The following is an 18833-nucleotide window of genomic DNA, read 5'->3' on the forward strand; positions in this document are numbered from 1 at the left end:
GCCTGAGGACGTTGGCCGCACATTGCCGCGTCGCCGCGGTGATGTGAAAAAGCCACGCTCGACGGAAGCCCGGCAATCCATGTGTTATGCTGCATCGCAACAATACGCAGAGCACCGGGGGAGACACGTCTCAGGCGACCAGGAGTTCTCATGGCCAAGAGCCTTGCCACGGACTGGCAGGCGCAAATCCGGCGATTCAGCCGGGCGCAGGCCCAGACCGAAGCACAAGTGAAATCGTGGCTGGAACGTATTGAATCGTTGAGCCCGCTGGCGCCCCGGCGCCGTATCCGGACACCGCATGGTGCTCCGCTTTCTCCGCGGCATCCCGCGCCGCAGTTGCCAGGCAGCTGGGAATCGCACCGTCTGCGCCTGGCGCCGCTGCCCGGCGAACTGGTGCCGCAGCTTTCCTATCACCTCTACGTGCCGGCCAGCGCCAAGCACCGCTTTCGCGCTCCATTGCCCGTGGTGGTGATGCTGCATGGCTGCCGGCAGACTCCCGACGACCTCGCCGCCGGCACGCGCATGAACGCGCTGGCCGAGCAGGAAGGCTTTATCGTCGCGTATCCGCAGCAGCCGCTGCGGCGCCAGCTCCAGCGCTGCTGGCAATGGTTCGACCTTGCTGCCGGTGAAGGCGGCCGGGAAGCGCAGGCGGTAGCGGCGCTGATCGAGACGCTGGCGCGGCGCCACGACGTGCGCGAGGACCAGGTCTACGTCGCGGGGATGTCCGCTGGCGCGGCCATGGCGGCAGTGGTGGCACTGCGCTATCCGGACCGTGTCGCCGCCGTAGGCCTGCACTCCGGCGTGGTCGTTGGCGCGGCGGACAACCCGCGCGCCGGCCTCAAGGCCATGCGGCACGGATCGTCAGCGGATCCGGCGTGGCTGCTCGATGCTGCCGGTGCTGCACCGGGCGGCCCTGAACTGCCGGCGATCGTGGTGCACGGGCTCGACGACGATGCCGTCCACCCGGTCAATGGCCGCCTGCTGGCACGCCAGTTCCTGGCCTACAACCGCCTGGAAGACCGTCTGGGCGGTATTCCGGATGCACACATGCGCCTGCCGGCCGGGCATTTCCACGAGGCGCGCTTCGGGCGCTGGAGCCGCGACCTGGTCACGCTCGTGGAGGTGGAAGGGCTCGGCCACGCATGGAGCGGCGGAGACGGCGACTACAGCTACCACAGTGCCACCGGCCCCGATGCCAGCGCGATGATGTGGGAGTTCTTCCGCGAGCACCGGCGCTGATCCAATCAGATCGGCTCTTGTCCTGTTGAATAAGACAAAGACGATTTCTTTGCTTTGCGTCCAACCATTGCCATAATGTCAAAAAAAAGTGAAATCCGGGGCACAAAGTGCTGCGTATCACCGGTAGCGGGGTCGGATTTTTCGGGAATGACATGGCAATCAAGGATTCCATCCAGCTCGCCACGGCAACGCCGCGGCGCAGGCTGGCCGTGCGCGTGGCCGGCGGCGTGGTGGCCGCATTGGCGGTGTTCGGGCTTGCGGGCTATTTCGGCGGCCCGCCACTCATCAAGTCGCTGATCGAGAAGAACGCCACCGAGGCGCTCGGCCGCAAGGTGACGCTGGGCGGGGCGCACGTGCGTCCGTTCGAGCTGGCGGCGACGCTGTCCGATCTCACGATCTATGAGCACGACGGCAAGACGCCCGCGGTGACGCTTGGCGAACTGGAGGCAAACACCTCGCTGGCCTCTGTCTGGCACCTCGCGCCGGTGGTGGATTCCCTGCATGTCGACCGGCTGGCCGTACACGTGGTGCGCGAGGCCGACGGCCGCATGAGCTTTGCCGATGTCCAGGACAAGCTGGCGGCCCAGCCGCCGAAGCCGCCCGATGCCAAGCCGGCCCGCTTCTCGGTCAACAACATCGCCGTGACGGGCAGTTCGCTGGCCTATGAGGACAAGGTGGCGGGGTCGGCCGTGCGCGTCGACAACCTGACGCTGACGCTGCCCTTCCTGTCCAACCTGCCGCACGATGTGGAGATCGTCACGCGGCCCACGCTCAGCGCGCAGGTCAACGGCACGCCGCTGGCGCTGGACGGCACGGTCCTGCCGTTTGCCGATTCGCGTGAAACGCACCTGAACGTCAACTTCGACGGACTCGATGTTGCGCGTTTCATGCCGTTCGCGCCGAAGCTCAAAGACGCGGACGTCAGGCACGGCCTGCTCGACACGCGCCTGACGCTGGGCTTCCGCCAGCAGAAGGACAAGCAGGACATCTTCGTCTCCGGTACCGCCGCGCTGCGCGAACTCGATGTGCGCACCCTCGCCGGCGCACCGCTGGTCAGCAACGGCAAGCTCGCGCTCGACATCGACCGCGTGGAGCCGCTCGCGCAGCGCGCTCATCTGCGCAGTGTCGATATCGAAGGGCTGAACGTGGCCGCCGTGCGGCGCGCGGATGGCTCGCTGAACCTGGCGACGGCCTTCCTGCCGCAAGCAGCGCCTGCCGCCAAGGCCGCTCCCAAGGCTGCAGCAGCGGCGTCCGCGCCGGCATCCGCGCCAGCTGCGGCAAAGCCGCAAGACGCTGCGTGGCGCTACGCCGTCGACCGCGTCACGCTCAAGCAGGCCCGTATCGGATTCGAAGATGCTTTGGCGCCGTCCGGGCCGGGCAAGTTGGCGCTGGGCCCGATCGATGCGGAAGTGAATGGCCTGGCCAGTGCCGACGCCGACAAGGCGACCAGGCTGCAGGCCACGATCACCGTGGCCGACGGCCAGACGCTCACGCATATGGGCGAGCTGTCGATGCGGCAGGGCACGCTGGCCGGCACGCTGGAAACCGCGGGACTGCAGCCCCAGGGGTTTGCGTCCTGGTGGCCGCGCGAGCTCCGTGCCCAGTTCGGCAACACCGCGGTCAACGCGGAGCTCCACTACCGGATGTCGTGGGCGCAGCCCGTGTTCCAGTTCGTGCTTGAGAAGTCGCGGCTGGAACTGGCACCGCTGCGTGTCGCTACGCGAGAGCCGGTGGTCATGCCGGCTCTCGCCGCAACTTCCAGCGAACCTGAGGCACGCAAGGCGCGCGCGGAACGTGCCGAGCGCGCCAGCCGCGCCCGGCGCGTCCGCGAGACCGACAGCGAGGGCGCGAACCTACCCTTGCTGCAGGCGGACAAGGTGGTGCTGGACGATATCGGCCTGGACCTGGCCAAACAGACCTTCGAGGCTGGCCAACTGGCGGTCACCAAGCCGCAGATCGCGGCGACGCGCGACCATCATGGGCAGTTGCTGGAAATGGCGCGCATCTGGGCGAGCGAGTCGGCGCACCAGACTGAAGCCGAACGCCGGCCGCCGGCGCCGGCCGCATCAAACGGCGCAGCGCCAGCCGCCGCCGGGGGCTGGAAGGTGCGGCTAGGCAAGGTCGGGCTCGAGGGCGGCGCGGCCCGCGTGGCCGACTACGCGCCGGCCGAGATCAACCGCGGCCGGCCCGTCATCCACCAGTACCGCAATATCGGCCTGACCACGGGCGCCATCGCATGGCCGCTGACGGCCGCGGCGGTGCCCGTCAAGCTGCACGCCGAATCGGGCAAGCGCGGCGTCATCGGCCTGGAGGGCAATGTGCTGCCGGCCGCGCCGGCAGCACAGCTGCAACTGGATCTGCGCGGGATCGACCTCGCGCCGGTACAGCCATATGTGGGCGACCGCCTCAATGCGGCGCTGCGCAGCGGCACGCTGACCGTCAAGGGCAGACTGGCCGTCAACGCCCCGCCAGGCAAGCCGATTGCGGCGCGCTTTGCCGGCAACGCGCAGACGGCCAATGTGCGTACGGTGGACCGCGTGACCGGCGACGATTTCCTGCGCTGGCGCTCGCTGGCCGTGTCGGGCATCGATTTCAGCATGGATGACAGCAAGGGGCCGATGCGCGTGGCGCTGAACAATATCGCGCTGTCGGACTTCTATGCGCGCGTGATCCTGAACGCGAACGGGCGCCTGAACCTGCAGGACGTCATGGCGGGCGGCGCGGCCAAGGGCGAGGCACAGCCGGCCACCAGCCTGACGCAGGCGAACCCGGCTTCGGCGCCCGCGGCATCCGCGCCGGCCGCGCCGGCAGCGACTCCGCCCGCGCAGGCTGCCGCGGGCCCGAAGCCGCAGGTGCGTATCGGCGGCGTGTCGGTGGACAAGGGCAACATCAATTTCTCGGACTTCTTCGTCAAGCCGAACTACAGCGCCAACCTGACCGGCATGAAGGGCTCGGTGTCGAAAGTATCGTCGGGCGACCCGACGCCGGCCGACCTCGTGCTCAACGGCCGGCTCGATGACGATGCGCCGGTCAGCATCAGCGGCAAGATCAATCCGCTCGGCGAGCAGCTTTATCTCGACATCGCCGCCAAGGCGTCGGGCGTGGAGCTCACGCGCCTGACGCCGTATGCGGCCAAGTACGCCGGGTACCCGATTACCAAGGGCAAGCTGACCGTGGACGTGGCCTACAAGATCGACCAGGGCAAGCTCGATGCGAGCAATCACCTGTACCTGGACCAGCTCACCTTCGGCGACAAGGTCGACAGCCCCGACGCGACCAAGCTGCCCGTGCTGCTGGCCGTGTCGCTGCTCAAGGACCGCAACGGGGTGATCGATGTCAACTTGCCCGTGTCCGGCTCGCTGTCGGATCCGGAGTTCAGCATCGGCGGCGTGATCCTGCGCGTGATCGTGAACCTGCTGACCAAGGCGATCACGTCGCCGTTCTCGCTGATCGCGTCCGCATTTGGCGGCAGCAGCGGCGAGGAGCTCGGCTACGTGGAATTTGCGCCTGGCACGGCCACGCTCACGCCTGCCGCAAAGGACAAGATTGCCACGGTTGCCAAGGCGCTCAATGACCGGCCGTCGCTGAAGCTGGAAATCAGCGGCCGCATCGACCCGGCCACCGACGAGGCCGGCGCCCGCCGCGCATGGCTCGATGCGCGCGTGGCCGAGCAGAAGCGGCGCGACCTGCGCAAGAGCGCGCAGGAAGGCGATGAAGCCGGCGAGAGTGAGGCGGGCGAGCAGGGCGCCGACGTGAAAGTGTCGAAGCAGGAGTATCCGAAGTACCTCGAAGAGGTCTACAAGCGCACCTCCATGAAGAAGCCGCGCAACTTCATCGGCCTGGCCAAGTCGCTCCCGCCCGAGGAAATGGAGAAGCTGCTGATGGCGAACGCCACGGTGTCGGAGACCGACCTCAGGCACCTGGCCGACCAGCGCGCGCTGGTGGTCAAGCAGGCGCTGGAGCGTGACGGCAAGGTGCCGGAAAACCGGCTGTTCCTGACCGCACCGCACCTGAACACCGAGGGCATCAAGGACAAGGGCGCGCCGAACCGGGTGGACTTCTCGATCCGCCAATAGGCAGCCCCCAATAGCAGCCCCAATAGGCAGCCCCAATAGGCAGCCGAAAGGCCGGCGCCGTGCTGGCGCCGGCGGCCTCGCGCGCTCGCCGGCCGCAAAAACCGCGTATGATTCGGCCCGGAAAATGAATCGGGCCGCCAGCGGGCGGCCGTCTTGGGAGAGCGTTTTGCAGCAGGAGCAGCTTGAAGAGGCCGTTGCCTACAAGACCTGGGTTTGCGTGATCTGCGGCTGGGTTTATGACGAAGAACTGGGGTGTCCGGAAGACGGCATCGCACCTGGCACCCGCTGGGAAGAGATCCCCGATGACTGGCGCTGCCCGGAATGTGACGTCGGCAAGGGTGAATTTGCCATGATCGAACTGTGACGTTGCCGGCATCCGCCGGCAACGCGCATGACGCGGACAGGCCTCAGTGGCGGGCTGCGTGGCGGCAGATGCCGACGCGCTGCCGTTGCCGCGCACAGCGCCGGTAGCGCATGCGGTAAGGATGGGTGCATCGCCACAGTGCGACCCCGACGGTCATGCACAGCAGTGCCGCCATGACAGCGGCGATAAGGCCGATCGACATGGGCGGCCCTCCTCTCTCTCGACAAGTACCGACCGGGCCTTGCGGCTCAGATCAGCAGCGGCAAGGCCTCCAGTACCAGCACAGCCACCAGTGCGCCGATGAGCGCGCCCATGGTGCGGCAGCTGATACGCAGGAACCTGGCGGTCACCGGGATCGAGCCCATGGCGATCACGCCTACCAGTGCCATCGGGATCAGGAATACAAGATCGTGCGCCTGAAAATGCCACATGGCGGTCTCCTGTCTCTCTGTCTATGACACCAGTATAGGCAGTGTGTGGCGAATGAACGGCGGCATGCATCGGGATTGACCCGCATGCCGTGCAGCACCGCTGTAGCGCACTACGATGCCGCAAGCCGCGTACCGTCCATGCCACCTGCCGGCGCGCGATATGTGGCACAGCGTGGATTCCGGCATCTTTTTCGCCCCACCGGGTCTAATCCTGCGACCCGCGTGTCCTATGCTGAGCAAATACGCGGGCATGTTCCGTGATACAGAGAGGCGGAGGTGGCTATGGAACTTCACATGCATTCGCACCATTACGTGCGGCGCTCGCCGGACTGGACCGCGGCCGCGGCTTCCGGGCTGGCGGCCGGCGCGTTGCTGCTGGTGCTGGAGCTGTTCTGGTCCACGATGGTGTCGGGCGTGAATCCGTGGGGTACCACGCGCATGATCGCCGCGATCCTGATGGGGCCGGACGTGTTGCAGACCTCGCTGTTCAGCGTGGGGACCGTGGTTGCCGCACTGGTCATCCACTTCGTGCTGGGCGCCGTGCTGGGGATGGTGCTTGCCGTGATCGTCGCGCCGTTCCAGCTGGATTCAAGCATCCGCATGGTCATGCTCGCGGGCGCCGTGTTCGGCCTGGCGGTCTACCTGTTCGACTTCCATGTCATGACACGCTTCTTCACGTGGTTCGCCGATGCACGGGGATGGCACACGCTGGTTGGCCACCTGGTCTTCGGCATGGTGGCGGCCGTGTGCTACTGGAAGCTGGAAAGCAAGGATGTATCGCACTAAGCGCTGCGTGCGCGCGCTGCCAGTGGGTTGGCGCCTGACGAGCGCCGCACCGCAAGATCGCTGATTTTGCCGCGCGCTTTGCTACTACACGGGCCGCGCGCGACGACAACGGCGGGTGGGCGAGGATGTCCCATCCGCCGTTTTTTCCTTGGCTGCCGCGCATGCGCAAGTGCGTGCGGCAGCTTGTGCAATGCGGCACGCGCGCTCGCCCGTGTCGCCTTGCAGTGACCTGACGACATGCACTAGTCTTATCTCAATCCTGCGTGACCTTCGCAGCCCTCGCCACGTGCGAGGAGGAGGGTGGATATGGCGATTGCCATCGCACTCGTAGTCATTGTCGTCGCTTCGGTGCTCTTTCATTTCCTGAGCCCGTGGTGGGCGACCCCGCTGGCGTCCAACTGGAAGCAGATGGACGACACGCTCACCATTACCCTGGTCATTACGGGGATCTTCTTCATCGGCATCAACCTGTTCGTCGGCTACATCGTCTGGCGCTTCCGTCATGATGCGCCGCGGCAAGGCGGGAAACCCGGCCACCGTGCCGACTACCATCCCGAGAATAAGAAGCTCGAAGTCTGGCTCACCGCCGGCACGGCGCTCGGCGTCATGGCGCTGCTGGCGCCGGGCCTGTTCGTCTACGCCGACTACGTGCGGCCGCCGCGCGAGGCAATGGTGATGGAAGTGGTCGGCCAGCAATGGCAATGGGCATTCCGCTTCCCCGGCAAGAGCGGCCAGCTTGGCACGACCGACCCGCGCTTCATCAGCGGCAGCAACCCGCTTGGCCTCAATCCGGATGATCCGCGCGGGCAGGACAACATCGTCATCAGCGGGCCGGAAGTGCACCTGCCGCTGAACCGGCCGGTCAAGGTACTGCTGCGCTCGCGCGACGTGCTGCATGACTTCTACGTGCCGCCGTTCCGTGCGCGCATGAACATGGTGCCGGGCATGGTGACATCATTCTGGTTCACGCCGACGAAGGCGGGCCGCTTCGAGATCCTGTGCGCGCAGCTCTGCGGCATCGGTCACTACAACATGCGCGGCATGGTGGTGGTGGAAGAGCAGGCCGCCTTCGATGCGTGGCTGGCGAAGCAGCCGACCTTTGCGATGACGCTGGCCAAGGCCGCTGCGCCGCCAGCCGCAGCGGCGGGCGGCGGTGCCGACGCCGCGCTGCTGGAGAAGGGCCATGCGCTGGCGCAGAGCAAGGGATGCGCGGGTTGCCACAGCGTCGATGGCAACCCCGGCGTGGGACCGACCTGGAAAAGCCTGTACGGCAAGACCGAGACCTTTGCCGATGGCAGCAGCGCACCGGTTGACGATGCCTTCCTGAAAGAGGAAATCACCAATCCGCAGGCCCGCCTGGTCAAGGGGTTCGGCCCAGTCATGCCCAAGATACCGCTGACCGATGACGAGGTCAGTGCCCTGATGGCGTATATCCGCGCACAGGGCAGCGGCGAGGGCGCGGGGACCGCGCCGGCGGGGGCGCCGGCAGGGGCGCCTTCCGCGGCCACGAACCCCTCCCAGGCGGCGCCGGCGGCTTCCGGCGCCTACACGACGTCCAATGCCGCCGTAGTGCCGCCGTCTGCCTCGCCCAAGGCGGCGACGAAGTGAGGAGAGACGCATGGCTTACGCCGACGATGCCGACCACCACGCACCACAGAGTTTCTGGACCCGCTACGTCTGGAGCCAGGACCACAAGGTGATTGCCGTGCAGTACACCATCACGGCCATCGTGGTGGGGCTGGTGGGCGTGGCGCTGTCGAACCTGATGCGCATGCAGCTCGGGTTCCCCGGCAAGTTCGATTTCATTGACGCCAACCGCTACTACCAGTTCGTCACCATGCACGGCATGATCATGGTGATCTACCTGCTGACCGCGCTGTTCCTCGGCGGCTTCGGCAACTACCTGATCCCGCTGATGGTCGGGGCGCGCGACATGGTGTTCCCGTTCCTGAACATGCTCAGCTACTGGGTCTACCTGCTGTCGGTGATCGTGCTGCTGACCAGCTTCTTCGTGCCGGGCGGCCCCACCGGGGCGGGCTGGACGCTGTATCCGCCGCAGGCCATCCTGCCCGGCACGCCGGGCCATGACTGGGGCATCATCCTGATGCTGGTGTCGCTGGCCATTTTCATCGTCGCTGCCACCATGGGCGGCCTGAACTACGTCACCACCGTACTGCAGGCCCGTACAGAGGGCATGACGCTGCTGCGCATGCCGCTGTCGGTGTGGGGCATCTTCATGGCGACCATCCTCGCACTGCTGGCGTTTCCGGCGCTGTTCGTCTCGGCCATCATGATGCTGCTCGACAAGACGCTCGGCACCAGCTTCTTCATGCCGGCGATGGTGTCGATGGGCCAGCACCTCGACTACAAGGGCGGCAGCCCGCTGCTGTTCCAGCACCTGTTCTGGTTCTTCGGCCACCCCGAGGTGTATATCGTCGCGCTGCCGGCGTTCGGCATCGTCTCGGACCTGGTGAGCGTGCATGCGCGCAAGAGTATCTTCGGCTACCGCACCATGGTGTGGGCCATCCTGGCCATCGGCGTGCTGTCGGTGGTGGTGTGGGCGCACCACATGTTCGTGAGCGGCATGAACCCGTACTTCGGCTTCTTCTTCGCCACCACCACGCTCATCATCGCCATTCCCACGGCCATCAAGGTCTACAACTGGGTCATCACGCTGTGGCGCGGCGACATCCATTTCTCGGTGCCGATGCTGTTCGCGATCGCGTTCATCAGCACCTTCGTCATCGGCGGGCTGACCGGACTGTTCCTCGGCAACGTAAGCGTGGACATCCCGCTGTCGAACACGTACTTCGTGGTCGCGCACTTCCATATGGTGATGGGCGTGTCGCCGATCCTGGTGGTGTTCGGCGGCATCTACCACTGGTACCCCAAGGTGACGGGGCGCATGCTCGACGACACCCTGGGCCGCGTGCATTTCTGGATCACCTTCGTCGGCACCTACGCGATCTTTTTCCCGATGCACTACCTCGGCGTGCTGGGCATGCCGAGGCGCTACTACGCTTACGAGAACTACGCGTTCATTCCCGAATCGGCGCACGTGATGAACATGTACATCTCGATCGCGGCCTTCATCGTGGCGGCGGCCCAGCTGCTGTTCGTCTTCAACCTGGCCTGGAGCATGCGGCACGGGCGCAAGGCCGACGGCAACCCCTGGCGTGCGGCCTCGCTTGAGTGGCAGACGCCGCAGACGCCGCCCGTGCACGGCAACTGGGGCCCGCACCAGCCGGTGGCGTACCGCTGGGCCTATGCCTACAGCGTGCCCGGTGCGAAGGAGGATTTCATTGCGCAGAACGCGCCGCCGGAAGAGGGCGGCGCCGAGCCCGAGCCGCACGCCAGCCGCGGAGCCGTGGCATGAACGCCGAAGCCGTCTACAAGGTCAGCCGCGACGAGTTCGGCGGCAGTCCGTCCGGCGACGGCAAGACCCGCAACGGGCAGGTCGGCGGCGCGCCGGCGAGCATCGGGCTGTGGGTCTTCATGGGCGTGGTCACCGTGCTGTTTGCGCTGTTCCTGACGGCGTATGCCATGCGCATGGATAGCCCCGACTGGCAGCGCATTGCGTTGCCGTGGCAGGTGTGGCTGTCCACCGCGCTGCTGGCGGCCGGCAGCGTGGCCATGCAGGCAGCGGTGCGCCTGGCGCGCGCGGGCCGCATGCCCGGGGCGCGGCGGGCCCTGCGGCTGGGCGGACTGGGGGCGGCCGCCTTTGTCGCGTCGCAGCTATGGGCATGGCATGCGCTGCAAGCCATCCACGTCGGTCCGACGAACAACCCGGCAGGCAGTTTCTTCTACCTGCTTACCGCCATGCATGGGCTGCACGTGATCGGCGGCCTGGCGGGCTGGGCCTTGGCGGCGGGATTCCGGGGCAGTGGCGAAGGTGCCGTACTGCGCCTGACGCTGTGCGCCCGATACTGGCATTTCCTGCTCGCGGTGTGGGCCGTGCTGCTGGCCGCGCTGGGCTGGCTCACGCCCGAGATCGTGCGCTACATCTGCGGCACCGCGTAGCGCTGAGGAGAGATCCCATGTCTTCGAACGTCTCATCGCAGCCCGCCGCGCCCAGTGCCGTCGCCACGGGCCTGCGCGGCCTGGTGGCGGACTGGTCGTCCGACCAGCGCGCCTTCAAGGTGTCGTGGGGCAAGGCGATGATGTGGATCTTCCTGCTGTCCGATACCTTCGTGTTCAGCTGCTTCCTGACGGGCTACATGACGGTGCGCATGGCGACCACGGTGCCCTGGCCCAATCCCAGCGAAGTCTTTGGCCTGCATGTCGGAGGGCACGACGTGCCGCTGCTCCTGATCGCGATCATGACGTTCGTGCTCATCACCAGCAGCGGCACCATGGCGATGGCGGTCAACTTCGCCTACCGGCGCCAGCGGCGGCAATGCGCGACGCTGATGCTGGTGACCGCGCTGTTCGGCGCTACCTTTGTCAGCATGCAGGCCTTCGAATGGACCAAGCTGATTGTCGATGAGGGCGTGCGTCCGTGGGGCAACCCCATGGGGGCACCGCAGTTCGGCTCGACCTTCTTCATGATCACCGGCTTCCACGGTTTGCACGTGACCTGTGGCGTGATCTACCTGCTGATCGTGGCCACCAAGGTCCTGCGCGGCCGGTACGAGGCCACCGGCAACTACCAGATCGTGGAGATTGCTGGCCTGTACTGGCACTTCGTGGATCTGGTCTGGGTGTTCATCTTTGCGTTGTTCTACCTCTGGTGAGGCTTGCCATGGCTTCCACTCCGACTCCGGCCGCCCCCGGCACAGCACACGAGCCCGACAACACGGCGCACACCGGCCAGCAGCACCCCATCGGCCTCTACCTGAAGATCTGGCTGCTGCTGTTCGTGCTGTCCACGCTGTCCTACCTGGTGGACTACGTCGGTTTCACCGGCTACCTGCGCTGGACGCTGATCCTGCTGCTGATGGTGATGAAGGCCGGCCTGATCGTCGCCGTCTTCATGCATATGGCCTGGGAGCGCATGGCGCTGATCTGCGCGATCCTGGTGCCGCCGCTGTGCCTGCTGATCCTTGTCTGGCTGATGGCGGAAGAGGCCAACTACACGTTTGTGACGCGTGGCGTGTTCTTCCACTGACGTGGCATGGCGGTGCCGTCCAGGCGGACGGCACGCACCGGCAGGGCAGCGTCAGACCTGCGTGATGAACTTGGTGACAAGGTAGCCATCGAACGTCTCCAGGCCGCCTTCGCTGCCGATGCCCGAGTCCTTGATGCCGCCGAACGGCGTTTCGGCCAGCGCCATGCCGAAATGGTTGATGTTGACCATGCCGGCTTCCAGCCCGTTGGACACCTCGGTCGCGGTCTTCAGCGAATTGGTGAAGACGTATGAGGCCAGCCCGTACGGCAGGCTGTTGGCGCGGCGCAGCACCTCGGCCGTGTCCTTGAAGCGGGTGACTGGGGCGACCGGGCCGAACGGCTCGTCGACCATCAGCCTGGCGTCATCGGGCAGGTCGGTCACCACGGTCGGGGCGAAGAAGTAGCCCTTGTCGCCGATGCGCGAACCGCCGGCCACGACCTTGCCGCCGCGGTGGCTGGCATCGTCCAGGAACTGCTCCATCGAGAGCACGCGGCGCTCGTGCGCAAGCGGGCCCATCTGCGTGCCTTCCTCGAGCCCGTTGCCGACCTTGATCGAGCCGATCACCTCGGTGAAGCGGGCCAGGAACTTGTCATAGGCCTTTTCCTGCACGTAGAAGCGGGTCGGGGAAACGCACACCTGGCCTGCGTTGCGCAGCTTGAAACGCGCCAGCATCTCGGCGGCGGGCTCGATATCGGCATCATCGAACACCAGCACCGGCGAATGCCCGCCCAGCTCCATGGTCACGCGCTTCATGTGCGCGCCGGCCAGCGCGGCAAGCTGCTTGCCCACCGGCACCGAGCCCGTGAACGAGATCTTGCGCACGATCGGCGACTCGATCAGATAGGTCGATACCTCGCCCGGCACGCCCCACACGATGTTCAGCACGCCCGCCGGCAGGCCGGCATCATGGAACAGCTGCGCCAGCGCGACCACGGCGCTGGGCGAGTCTTCCGGACCCTTCAGGATCAGCGTACAGCCCGCGCCCACGGCCGCCACGATCTTGCGGATGGCCTGGTTGAACGGGAAATTCCACGGCGTGAAGGCTGCGCACACGCCGATCGGCTCGCGCACCACGATCTGGCGCACGTTGGGCTGGCGCGGCGGGATCACGCGGCCGTAGATGCGGCGGCATTCCTCGGCGTGCCAGTCGGCATGCTCGGCGCAGACCATGACTTCGCCGACCGCCTCGGCCAGCGGCTTGCCCTGGTCCAGCGTGATATTGCGGCCGATGTCCTTTGCGCGCTCGCGTGCCAGTTCGCCCACGCGGCGCAGGATCTTCGCGCGCTCCAGCGGCGAAGTCTTCTTCCAGCTCTCAAAGGCACGCTGGGCCGCGGCCAGGGCGCGGTCCAGGTCGGCCCGGCTGGCATGCGGCAGCTTGCCCAGGACTTCCTGGGTGGCGGGGTTGAGCACGTCCTGCTCTTTCCGGTCGCCGCCCTTGATGAATTCCCCGTCGATGTAGAGGGCAAGATCCTGGTACATGCGTGTTCTCCTGGTGGTCGTGTCTGATGTTCCGGCGGTGCGTCGATGCGCGCCGCCAAGTCCGCTAGCTTAACGCGTCGGCGCCGATCGTGCTGGCGGCGGCCAGGGCAGGCTTGTGGCGGGTGGCCGCATGCAAACCGGCGGCGACGGGGCCACATCTTCACTACACTTTACGAAAAAGGGTCGCTACGGGGGCGCGTCCCCCCGGCCGCATACCAGGAGCCACGCCATGGATGGAAACTCGGGCAATCGTGCCAGCGGCGAACAGAAACCCATCGCGCTGGCCCTGCAGGGCGGCGGCATGCACGGGGCATTCACGTGGGGCGTCATCGACCGGCTGCTCGAGGACGGCCGGCTGGCCATCGAAGGCATCAGCGCCACCAGCGCCGGCGCCATGAATGCGGCCGTGCTTGCCTACGGGATGCTCAAGGGCGGACCTGAAGGCGCCCGCCAGGCGCTGCACGACTTCTGGCTCGCCATTGCGCGCTCGGCCGAACGCTACAGCCCGTTCCGCTGGATGCCCTGGATGAAAGGCGGCCACAGCTTCGGCCTGGACAACTCGCCGCTGTATGCGATGGCCGACATGGTGCTGCGCATCATGTCGCCATACCAGTTCAATCCGCACAACATGAACCCGCTGCGGGACGTGCTGGCCAGCCAGGTGGATTTCGAGGCATTGCGCCGGCAGTGCCCTTGCCATCTGTTCCTGTGCGCGACCAACGTGGAAACCGGGAAAATACGCATCTTCTCGGGGGAAGACATGTCCATCGAGGCGGTGCTGGCCTCCGCCTGCCTGCCGACGCTGTTCCAGGCCGTCACCGTCGATGGCCAGTACTACTGGGACGGGGGCTACGTCGGCAATCCGGCCATCTTCCCGCTGATCTACCAGTGCAAGACGCACGATGTCGTGATCGTCCACATCAATCCCATCGTGCGCCCGGGCGTGCCAAGGACCGCCGCCGATATCCTCAACCGGGTCAACGAGGTCAGCTTCAATTCGTCACTGATGCGCGAGATGCGTGCCATTGCCTTCGTGACCTCGCTGATCCAGCAGGGCAAGGTCGACCAGGCCGAGATGAAGGAGATGCGCATCCATTCGGTCCGCAACGACGAGACCATGGCCGCGCTCGGCGTATCGAGCAAGTACAACGCGGACTGGAAGTTCCTGTGCTTCCTGCGCGACAAGGGCCGCGACCATGCCGGCACGTGGCTGGAGCACAACTACGACCACGTCGGGCAGCGGTCCAGCGTAGATATCAGCGGGGAATTTCTGTGAGCACTGGCTGAGCAAGCCGCAGTGCAAGGTTGCGCCTTGCGGGTGCCTCATAGCGGTCGTGGAACAGGTCGGTGTGGTAGAGGCGCGGGCGGGCCAGGAGCCTGCCCAGGTACTTGCGTTCGGCTGCGTCGTAGCCAATGTCGTTCATGTCCGGGCGCTCGGCGCGCAGCAGCATTGCATTGCGGCGGAACCGGGTGCCGGGGCTGCCGAGCGTCGCCAGGTCGATGTCGGCCGCGTAGCACCCGGCCAGATCGGCGGGGACTCCGGTGTGCGTGGTGTCCAGGATCATGGTTGCAACGCGGTCCGCCCCGGCAATCCGTCCGTCGGCCCGGCACACGAACCAGTCCGCGCTGCGCGCCTCGTTGTCGGGCGCGCCCGGTATGTAGATGACGTCGTGGCACCAGAGTGCGAGCTCCACGGCGTCGACATCGGGAATCCATGCGCGGGCCCAGTCCAGGTCGCGCAGGCAGCGGCGCACGTGGTACAGGGTGTGATAGTAACGGCCTGGCCCCGTGTAGTGCGCCGACAGTTCGGCATAGGTGTCCCGAGCACGCTGGCCGCCGCAGCGCATCCACAGTGACTCGAAGCGGGCCTGGAACCGGTTCATGGGCTTCCTTGGCGGCGCCTTGTTCAGCCGACCTCTTCCAGCAAGGCCCGGGCTTGTTGCAGGTCGGACGTGTCGAAGCCTTCCCGGAAGGCGCCATAGATGCCGGCAAGCACCTGGCGCGCGGCATCCGGCTTGCCATGGCGGCACCACAGCCGTGCCAGGCTCAGCGCGGCGCGCAGCTCCAGCGACCTGGCGCCCTGATGGCGTGCAATGGCGACGGCCTTGTGGAAGCAGGCTTCGGTCTCTTGCCCGGCCAGCCCGCCGTTGCCGGACTCGGCCAGGATCAGTTCCCCCTTCAACCGGAGCAGCATGGAGGCGTCCAGCCGTTCGCCGGTCTGCTCCGCAAGCGGCATGGCTTCGTCAAGCAGCGCCAGGCCGGCGCGGAACTCTCCGGCCATGCCGTGCGCGTCGGCCAGCAAGCCCAGCAGGCTCGGCCTCGCCAGCGATGCACCGGTCGCAGCATACGCGTCGAGGCCTTGCCGCATCTGCGCGATGCCTGCCTGATGGTCGCCGCGCTCGGCCACCGTCCAGCCCTGCAGCACCGTGCCCCATGCCAGGTAGATCGGAAAGCCCTGTTCGCCGGAAATGGCAATGGCTGCCTCGGCAAACTCGCGCACCTGCTGCACTTCGCGCCGGCACAGGTGCACTTCGGCGGCGAAGATCAGGCACAGGGCGAGACTGAACGCGTCGGGACGCTGCCTGGCCAGCGCCAGCGCTTCAAGCGAGCGCGCACGTGCCAGGTCCGGCAGGCCCTGGTACCACAGGATCCAGCCCAGCGAGGCCATGGCATGCACGGCCGGGTCGCGCCCGTAGCCAAGCAGGAAATCATAGGACGACTGGTCAGGCCGCTGCACGGCCAGCACCTGTTCCATGTGATCGCGGGCCACGCTGATCTGGCCCAGGCGGAACGTGGTGGACCCCTGCACGCGGTGCCCCTCGGCGAGCTGGTCGGCCTTCTGCGAGCGCATGGCCATGCCGAGCAGCCGCTTGCCGAGCGGCAGCGCCACGTTGTACTGCGCGCGCAGCTGATAGAACGCCCACAGCCCGAGCTGCGCGGAAAAGACCTGCGGCGTGGGCTCGCCCTGTTCGCACAGGGCCAGCGCGCGCCGGTAGTTGGCCTCCACCTCGGTGGCCGCCTGGCCGCGGGTGGCGATCAGCGCGGGGCCCAGCGTCAGCAGCAGGGAGAGCTCCTGCCGCACGCGCTCGGGCGTGTCGGGCAGCCGCTTGAGCAGCGCAATGGCCTTGCCCAGGTGGCCGATCGCTTCAGGCAGCGCCGAGCGCTGCAGAGCCTGCTGGCCGGCGCAGTGCAGGTACTCGATCGCCTTCGGCACATTGCCGCTGAGGCTGTAGTGGTGGGCAAGTTCGCCGCAGTAGTCTTTCAGCCGGCTCGGGAACAGGGACTCGATCGCATGCGCGGTACGTTCGTGCAGCGCGCTGCGACGCTCGGTGAGGAGGCTGTGGCCCGCGACTTCCTGGGTCAGCGCGTGCTTGAACGCGTACTCCACATCGGGGAAGGCAGGCTGTTCGTAGATGAAGTCTGCGGCCTGCAGCGCCGCTAGCGGCGGGCGCAACGCGTCGTCGTCCTGCCCGGTGACGTGGCGGATGAGGCCCAGCGAGAATTCCTTGCCGATCACCGCCAGCGTCTGCAGCAGTTCCTTCTGTGCCACGGGCAGGCGGTCGATACGCGCAGCCAGCACGCCCTGGACGGTGGTCGGGATGTGCAGCAGGGCCGGTGCCTGTTCGATGCGGAAATTGCCGGGCTGTCCCAGCAGCACGCCTTCCTCGGTCAGCGTCTGGACCACTTCCTCCATGAAGAACGGGTTGCCTTCGGTCTTGTCGAGGATCAGCCGCTTCAGCGGGACCAGGCTGCGGTCGTCGCCCAGCAACGCAGTGAGCAGCCCCTGGGCCTCGGCAGGGCCCAGCGGTTCGAGCTGGAGCTGCGTGTAGGCGCCGCGGGCATGCCAGTCGTGCGCATACTCGGGGCGGTAGTTGACCAGCAGCAGGATGCTGGCGTCCGGTACGTGGTTGACCAGGATGTCGAGAAAGCCCTCTGTCTCGCTGTCCAGCCACTGCAGGTCCTCGAAGATCAGCTCGAGCGGCTGGTTCTGGCTTTCGCGCACCAGCAGCTGGGCGATGGCCTCGAAGGTCCGCTGGCGCCGGAGGGTGGCGTCCATGGTCGGCAAGGTCGAGCCGGGCTCGCTGCTGCCAAGCAGGTAGAGCAGGTAGGGCAGATGCGCCTCCAGCGAGCGGTCGAGCGTCAGCAGCCTGCCGGTGACCTTCTCGCGGCAGGCCCGGTCATTGTCCTGCGCGGTGACCTGGAAATAGTTCTTCAGCAGCTCGATCAGCGGCAGGTAGGCAAAGGCCTTGCCGTGCGATACCGAGAACGTTTCCAGCACCAGGCAGCCTTGCCGCGACCTTGCCTTGAACTCATGGAAGAGGCGGGACTTGCCCACGCCGGCCTCGCCGACCACGCCGACGATCTGCCCCTTGCCGGCCCTGGCCAGCTCCAGCGCCGCGTGCAGGCGCTCAAGCTCGGTGTGGCGGCCCACGAAGCGCGCCAGCCCGCGGTGCGCCGCAACCTGCAGGCGCGTGCGCAGCGCCCCGAGGCCCAGCACCTCGTAGACGGCGAGCGGATCGCGCACGCCCTTGACATGTGTGGTGCCGAGCGCCTTGAACTCGAAATAGCCTTCGGTGAGCTTGTGGGTCGACTCGCTGATCAGGATCGACGCCGGCGTGGCCACGCCTTCCATGCGCGAGGCGATGTGAATGGTGTGCCCCACGGGGTCGTAGTCCGTATGCAGGTCGTCCTTGCGGATCGAGCGCACCACGACTTCGCCGGTGTGGATGCCGACACGGATCTGCAGCGGGATGCCCAGTTCAAGGCGGACGCGGTCGCTGTGGCGGCGCATCGCGTCCTGCATGCGCAGCGCCGCGTACAGCGCGCGCAGCGCGTGGTCCTCATGCGCAATGGGGGCACCGAACAGGGCCAGGATGCCGTCGCCCAGGAACTTGGCCACATAGCCTTCGTAGTGGTGCACGGCCTCCATCATCAGCGCGGCGACGGGGTCGATCAGGCGCCGGGCTTCCTCGGGATCCAGATCCTGCGTCAGCGCGGTCGAGCCGGCCATGTCGGCGAACAGCGCGGTGATGGTCTTGCGTTCGCCCGCGGCTTCTCCGCGGGCTTCCATGGCCGCGCGTTCGGCGAGGATGCGTTCGGCCAGATGGGGCGGCGTGTACTGGACCGGAGCGGCGGCCGATGCCGGGACGGGCGTCTGCGCGGCGGCAAGGCCGGCCAGGGAGGCGCCGCATCCGCGGCAGAACTTCGCCATCGGGCCGGCCGGCTCGCCGCATTGCGGGCAGGCCCTTGCCAGCGCGGCGCCGCACTCCTCGCAGAAGTTGGCCTTTGCGAGGTTCTCGAACCCGCAATTTGTGCAGCGCATATAGCCTCCTGCCGCCCTGGCCTGTCCG

General features: G+C 66.9%; 15 protein-coding genes. 10 read left to right on the forward strand and 5 right to left on the reverse strand.

The window, feature by feature from the left end; all coding sequences use genetic code 11:
* The first annotated feature begins 150 nt into the window (after positions 1 to 150).
* From LDO29_RS07515 to LDO29_RS07525, 3 genes are all read left to right on the forward strand, one after another.
* On the forward strand, positions 151 to 1239 hold the full coding sequence (locus tag LDO29_RS07515) for an extracellular catalytic domain type 1 short-chain-length polyhydroxyalkanoate depolymerase (protein ID WP_224079172.1): 1089 nt from the start codon (positions 151 to 153) through the stop codon (positions 1237 to 1239).
* A 152-nt stretch (positions 1240 to 1391) separates the two neighbouring features.
* Complete coding sequence (locus LDO29_RS07520; RefSeq protein ID WP_224079173.1) at positions 1392 to 5315, forward strand: DUF748 domain-containing protein; 3924 nt, start codon at positions 1392 to 1394, stop codon at positions 5313 to 5315.
* 166 nt (positions 5316 to 5481) lie between these two features.
* On the forward strand, positions 5482 to 5679 hold the full coding sequence (locus LDO29_RS07525) for a rubredoxin (protein WP_224079174.1): 198 nt from the start codon (positions 5482 to 5484) through the stop codon (positions 5677 to 5679).
* Positions 5680 to 5722: 43 nt separating this feature from the next.
* Here LDO29_RS07525 and LDO29_RS07530 read toward each other — a convergent pair whose 3' ends face one another.
* Both LDO29_RS07530 and LDO29_RS07535 read right to left on the reverse strand, forming a co-directional pair.
* Positions 5723 to 5881, reverse strand: a complete 159-nt coding sequence (locus tag LDO29_RS07530) for a hypothetical protein (RefSeq protein WP_224079175.1) — start codon at positions 5879 to 5881, stop codon at positions 5723 to 5725.
* Positions 5882 to 5927: 46 nt separating this feature from the next.
* Positions 5928 to 6110 (reverse strand): hypothetical protein, encoded by a 183-nt coding sequence (locus tag LDO29_RS07535; protein WP_211958527.1) that lies wholly within the window; start codon positions 6108 to 6110, stop codon positions 5928 to 5930.
* A gap of 282 nt (positions 6111 to 6392) precedes the next feature.
* On the opposite strand from LDO29_RS07535, the gene LDO29_RS07540 reads away from it, so the two are divergent.
* The 6 genes from LDO29_RS07540 to LDO29_RS07565 all read left to right on the forward strand — a co-directional run bounded on the left by LDO29_RS07540 (position 6393) and on the right by LDO29_RS07565 (position 12003).
* Positions 6393 to 6896, forward strand: coding sequence for a hypothetical protein (locus tag LDO29_RS07540; RefSeq protein ID WP_224079176.1), 504 nt, complete (start codon positions 6393 to 6395; stop codon positions 6894 to 6896).
* 306 nt (positions 6897 to 7202) lie between these two features.
* Positions 7203 to 8504 (forward strand): c-type cytochrome, encoded by a 1302-nt coding sequence (locus LDO29_RS07545; protein ID WP_224079177.1) that lies wholly within the window; start codon positions 7203 to 7205, stop codon positions 8502 to 8504.
* Positions 8505 to 8514: 10 nt separating this feature from the next.
* On the forward strand, positions 8515 to 10272 hold the full coding sequence (ctaD, locus tag LDO29_RS07550) for a cytochrome c oxidase subunit I (RefSeq protein ID WP_224079178.1): 1758 nt from the start codon (positions 8515 to 8517) through the stop codon (positions 10270 to 10272).
* Positions 10269 to 10916, forward strand: a complete 648-nt coding sequence (locus tag LDO29_RS07555) for a cytochrome c oxidase subunit 3 family protein (RefSeq protein ID WP_224079179.1) — start codon at positions 10269 to 10271, stop codon at positions 10914 to 10916. Before ctaD ends, LDO29_RS07555 begins: the two co-directional genes overlap by 4 nt.
* A 17-nt stretch (positions 10917 to 10933) precedes the next feature.
* Positions 10934 to 11629: a heme-copper oxidase subunit III family protein gene (locus LDO29_RS07560; RefSeq protein ID WP_224079180.1), complete on the forward strand. Its 696-nt coding sequence runs from the start codon at positions 10934 to 10936 to the stop codon at positions 11627 to 11629.
* A gap of 8 nt (positions 11630 to 11637) precedes the next feature.
* Entirely contained in the window at positions 11638 to 12003 is a 366-nt protein-coding gene (locus tag LDO29_RS07565) for a cytochrome C oxidase subunit IV family protein (protein WP_224079181.1), read from the forward strand.
* Positions 12004 to 12054: 51 nt separating this feature from the next.
* Here the strand turns inward: LDO29_RS07565 and LDO29_RS07570 are convergent, their stop codons facing one another.
* On the reverse strand, positions 12055 to 13482 hold the full coding sequence (locus LDO29_RS07570; protein ID WP_224079182.1) for an NAD-dependent succinate-semialdehyde dehydrogenase: 1428 nt from the start codon (positions 13480 to 13482) through the stop codon (positions 12055 to 12057).
* A gap of 229 nt (positions 13483 to 13711) precedes the next feature.
* Here LDO29_RS07570 and LDO29_RS07575 point away from each other — a divergent pair, with 229 nt between their 5' ends.
* Positions 13712 to 14758: a patatin-like phospholipase family protein gene (locus LDO29_RS07575; protein ID WP_224079183.1), complete on the forward strand. Its 1047-nt coding sequence runs from the start codon at positions 13712 to 13714 to the stop codon at positions 14756 to 14758.
* Here the strand turns inward: LDO29_RS07575 and LDO29_RS07580 are convergent.
* Both LDO29_RS07580 and LDO29_RS07585 read right to left on the reverse strand, forming a co-directional pair.
* Positions 14739 to 15365, reverse strand: coding sequence for an HD domain-containing protein (locus LDO29_RS07580; protein WP_224079184.1), 627 nt, complete (start codon positions 15363 to 15365; stop codon positions 14739 to 14741). The genes LDO29_RS07575 and LDO29_RS07580 overlap by 20 nt on opposite strands.
* Positions 15366 to 15388: 23 nt before the next feature.
* A complete protein-coding gene (locus LDO29_RS07585; protein ID WP_224079185.1) occupies positions 15389 to 18805 on the reverse strand; it encodes an adenylate/guanylate cyclase domain-containing protein in 3417 nt (1138 codons plus the stop codon).
* Positions 18806 to 18833: the final 28 nt, after the last annotated feature.

This window comes from Cupriavidus laharis, assembly GCF_914271435.1.
Taxonomy (GTDB): Bacteria; Pseudomonadota; Gammaproteobacteria; order Burkholderiales; family Burkholderiaceae; genus Cupriavidus; species Cupriavidus laharis.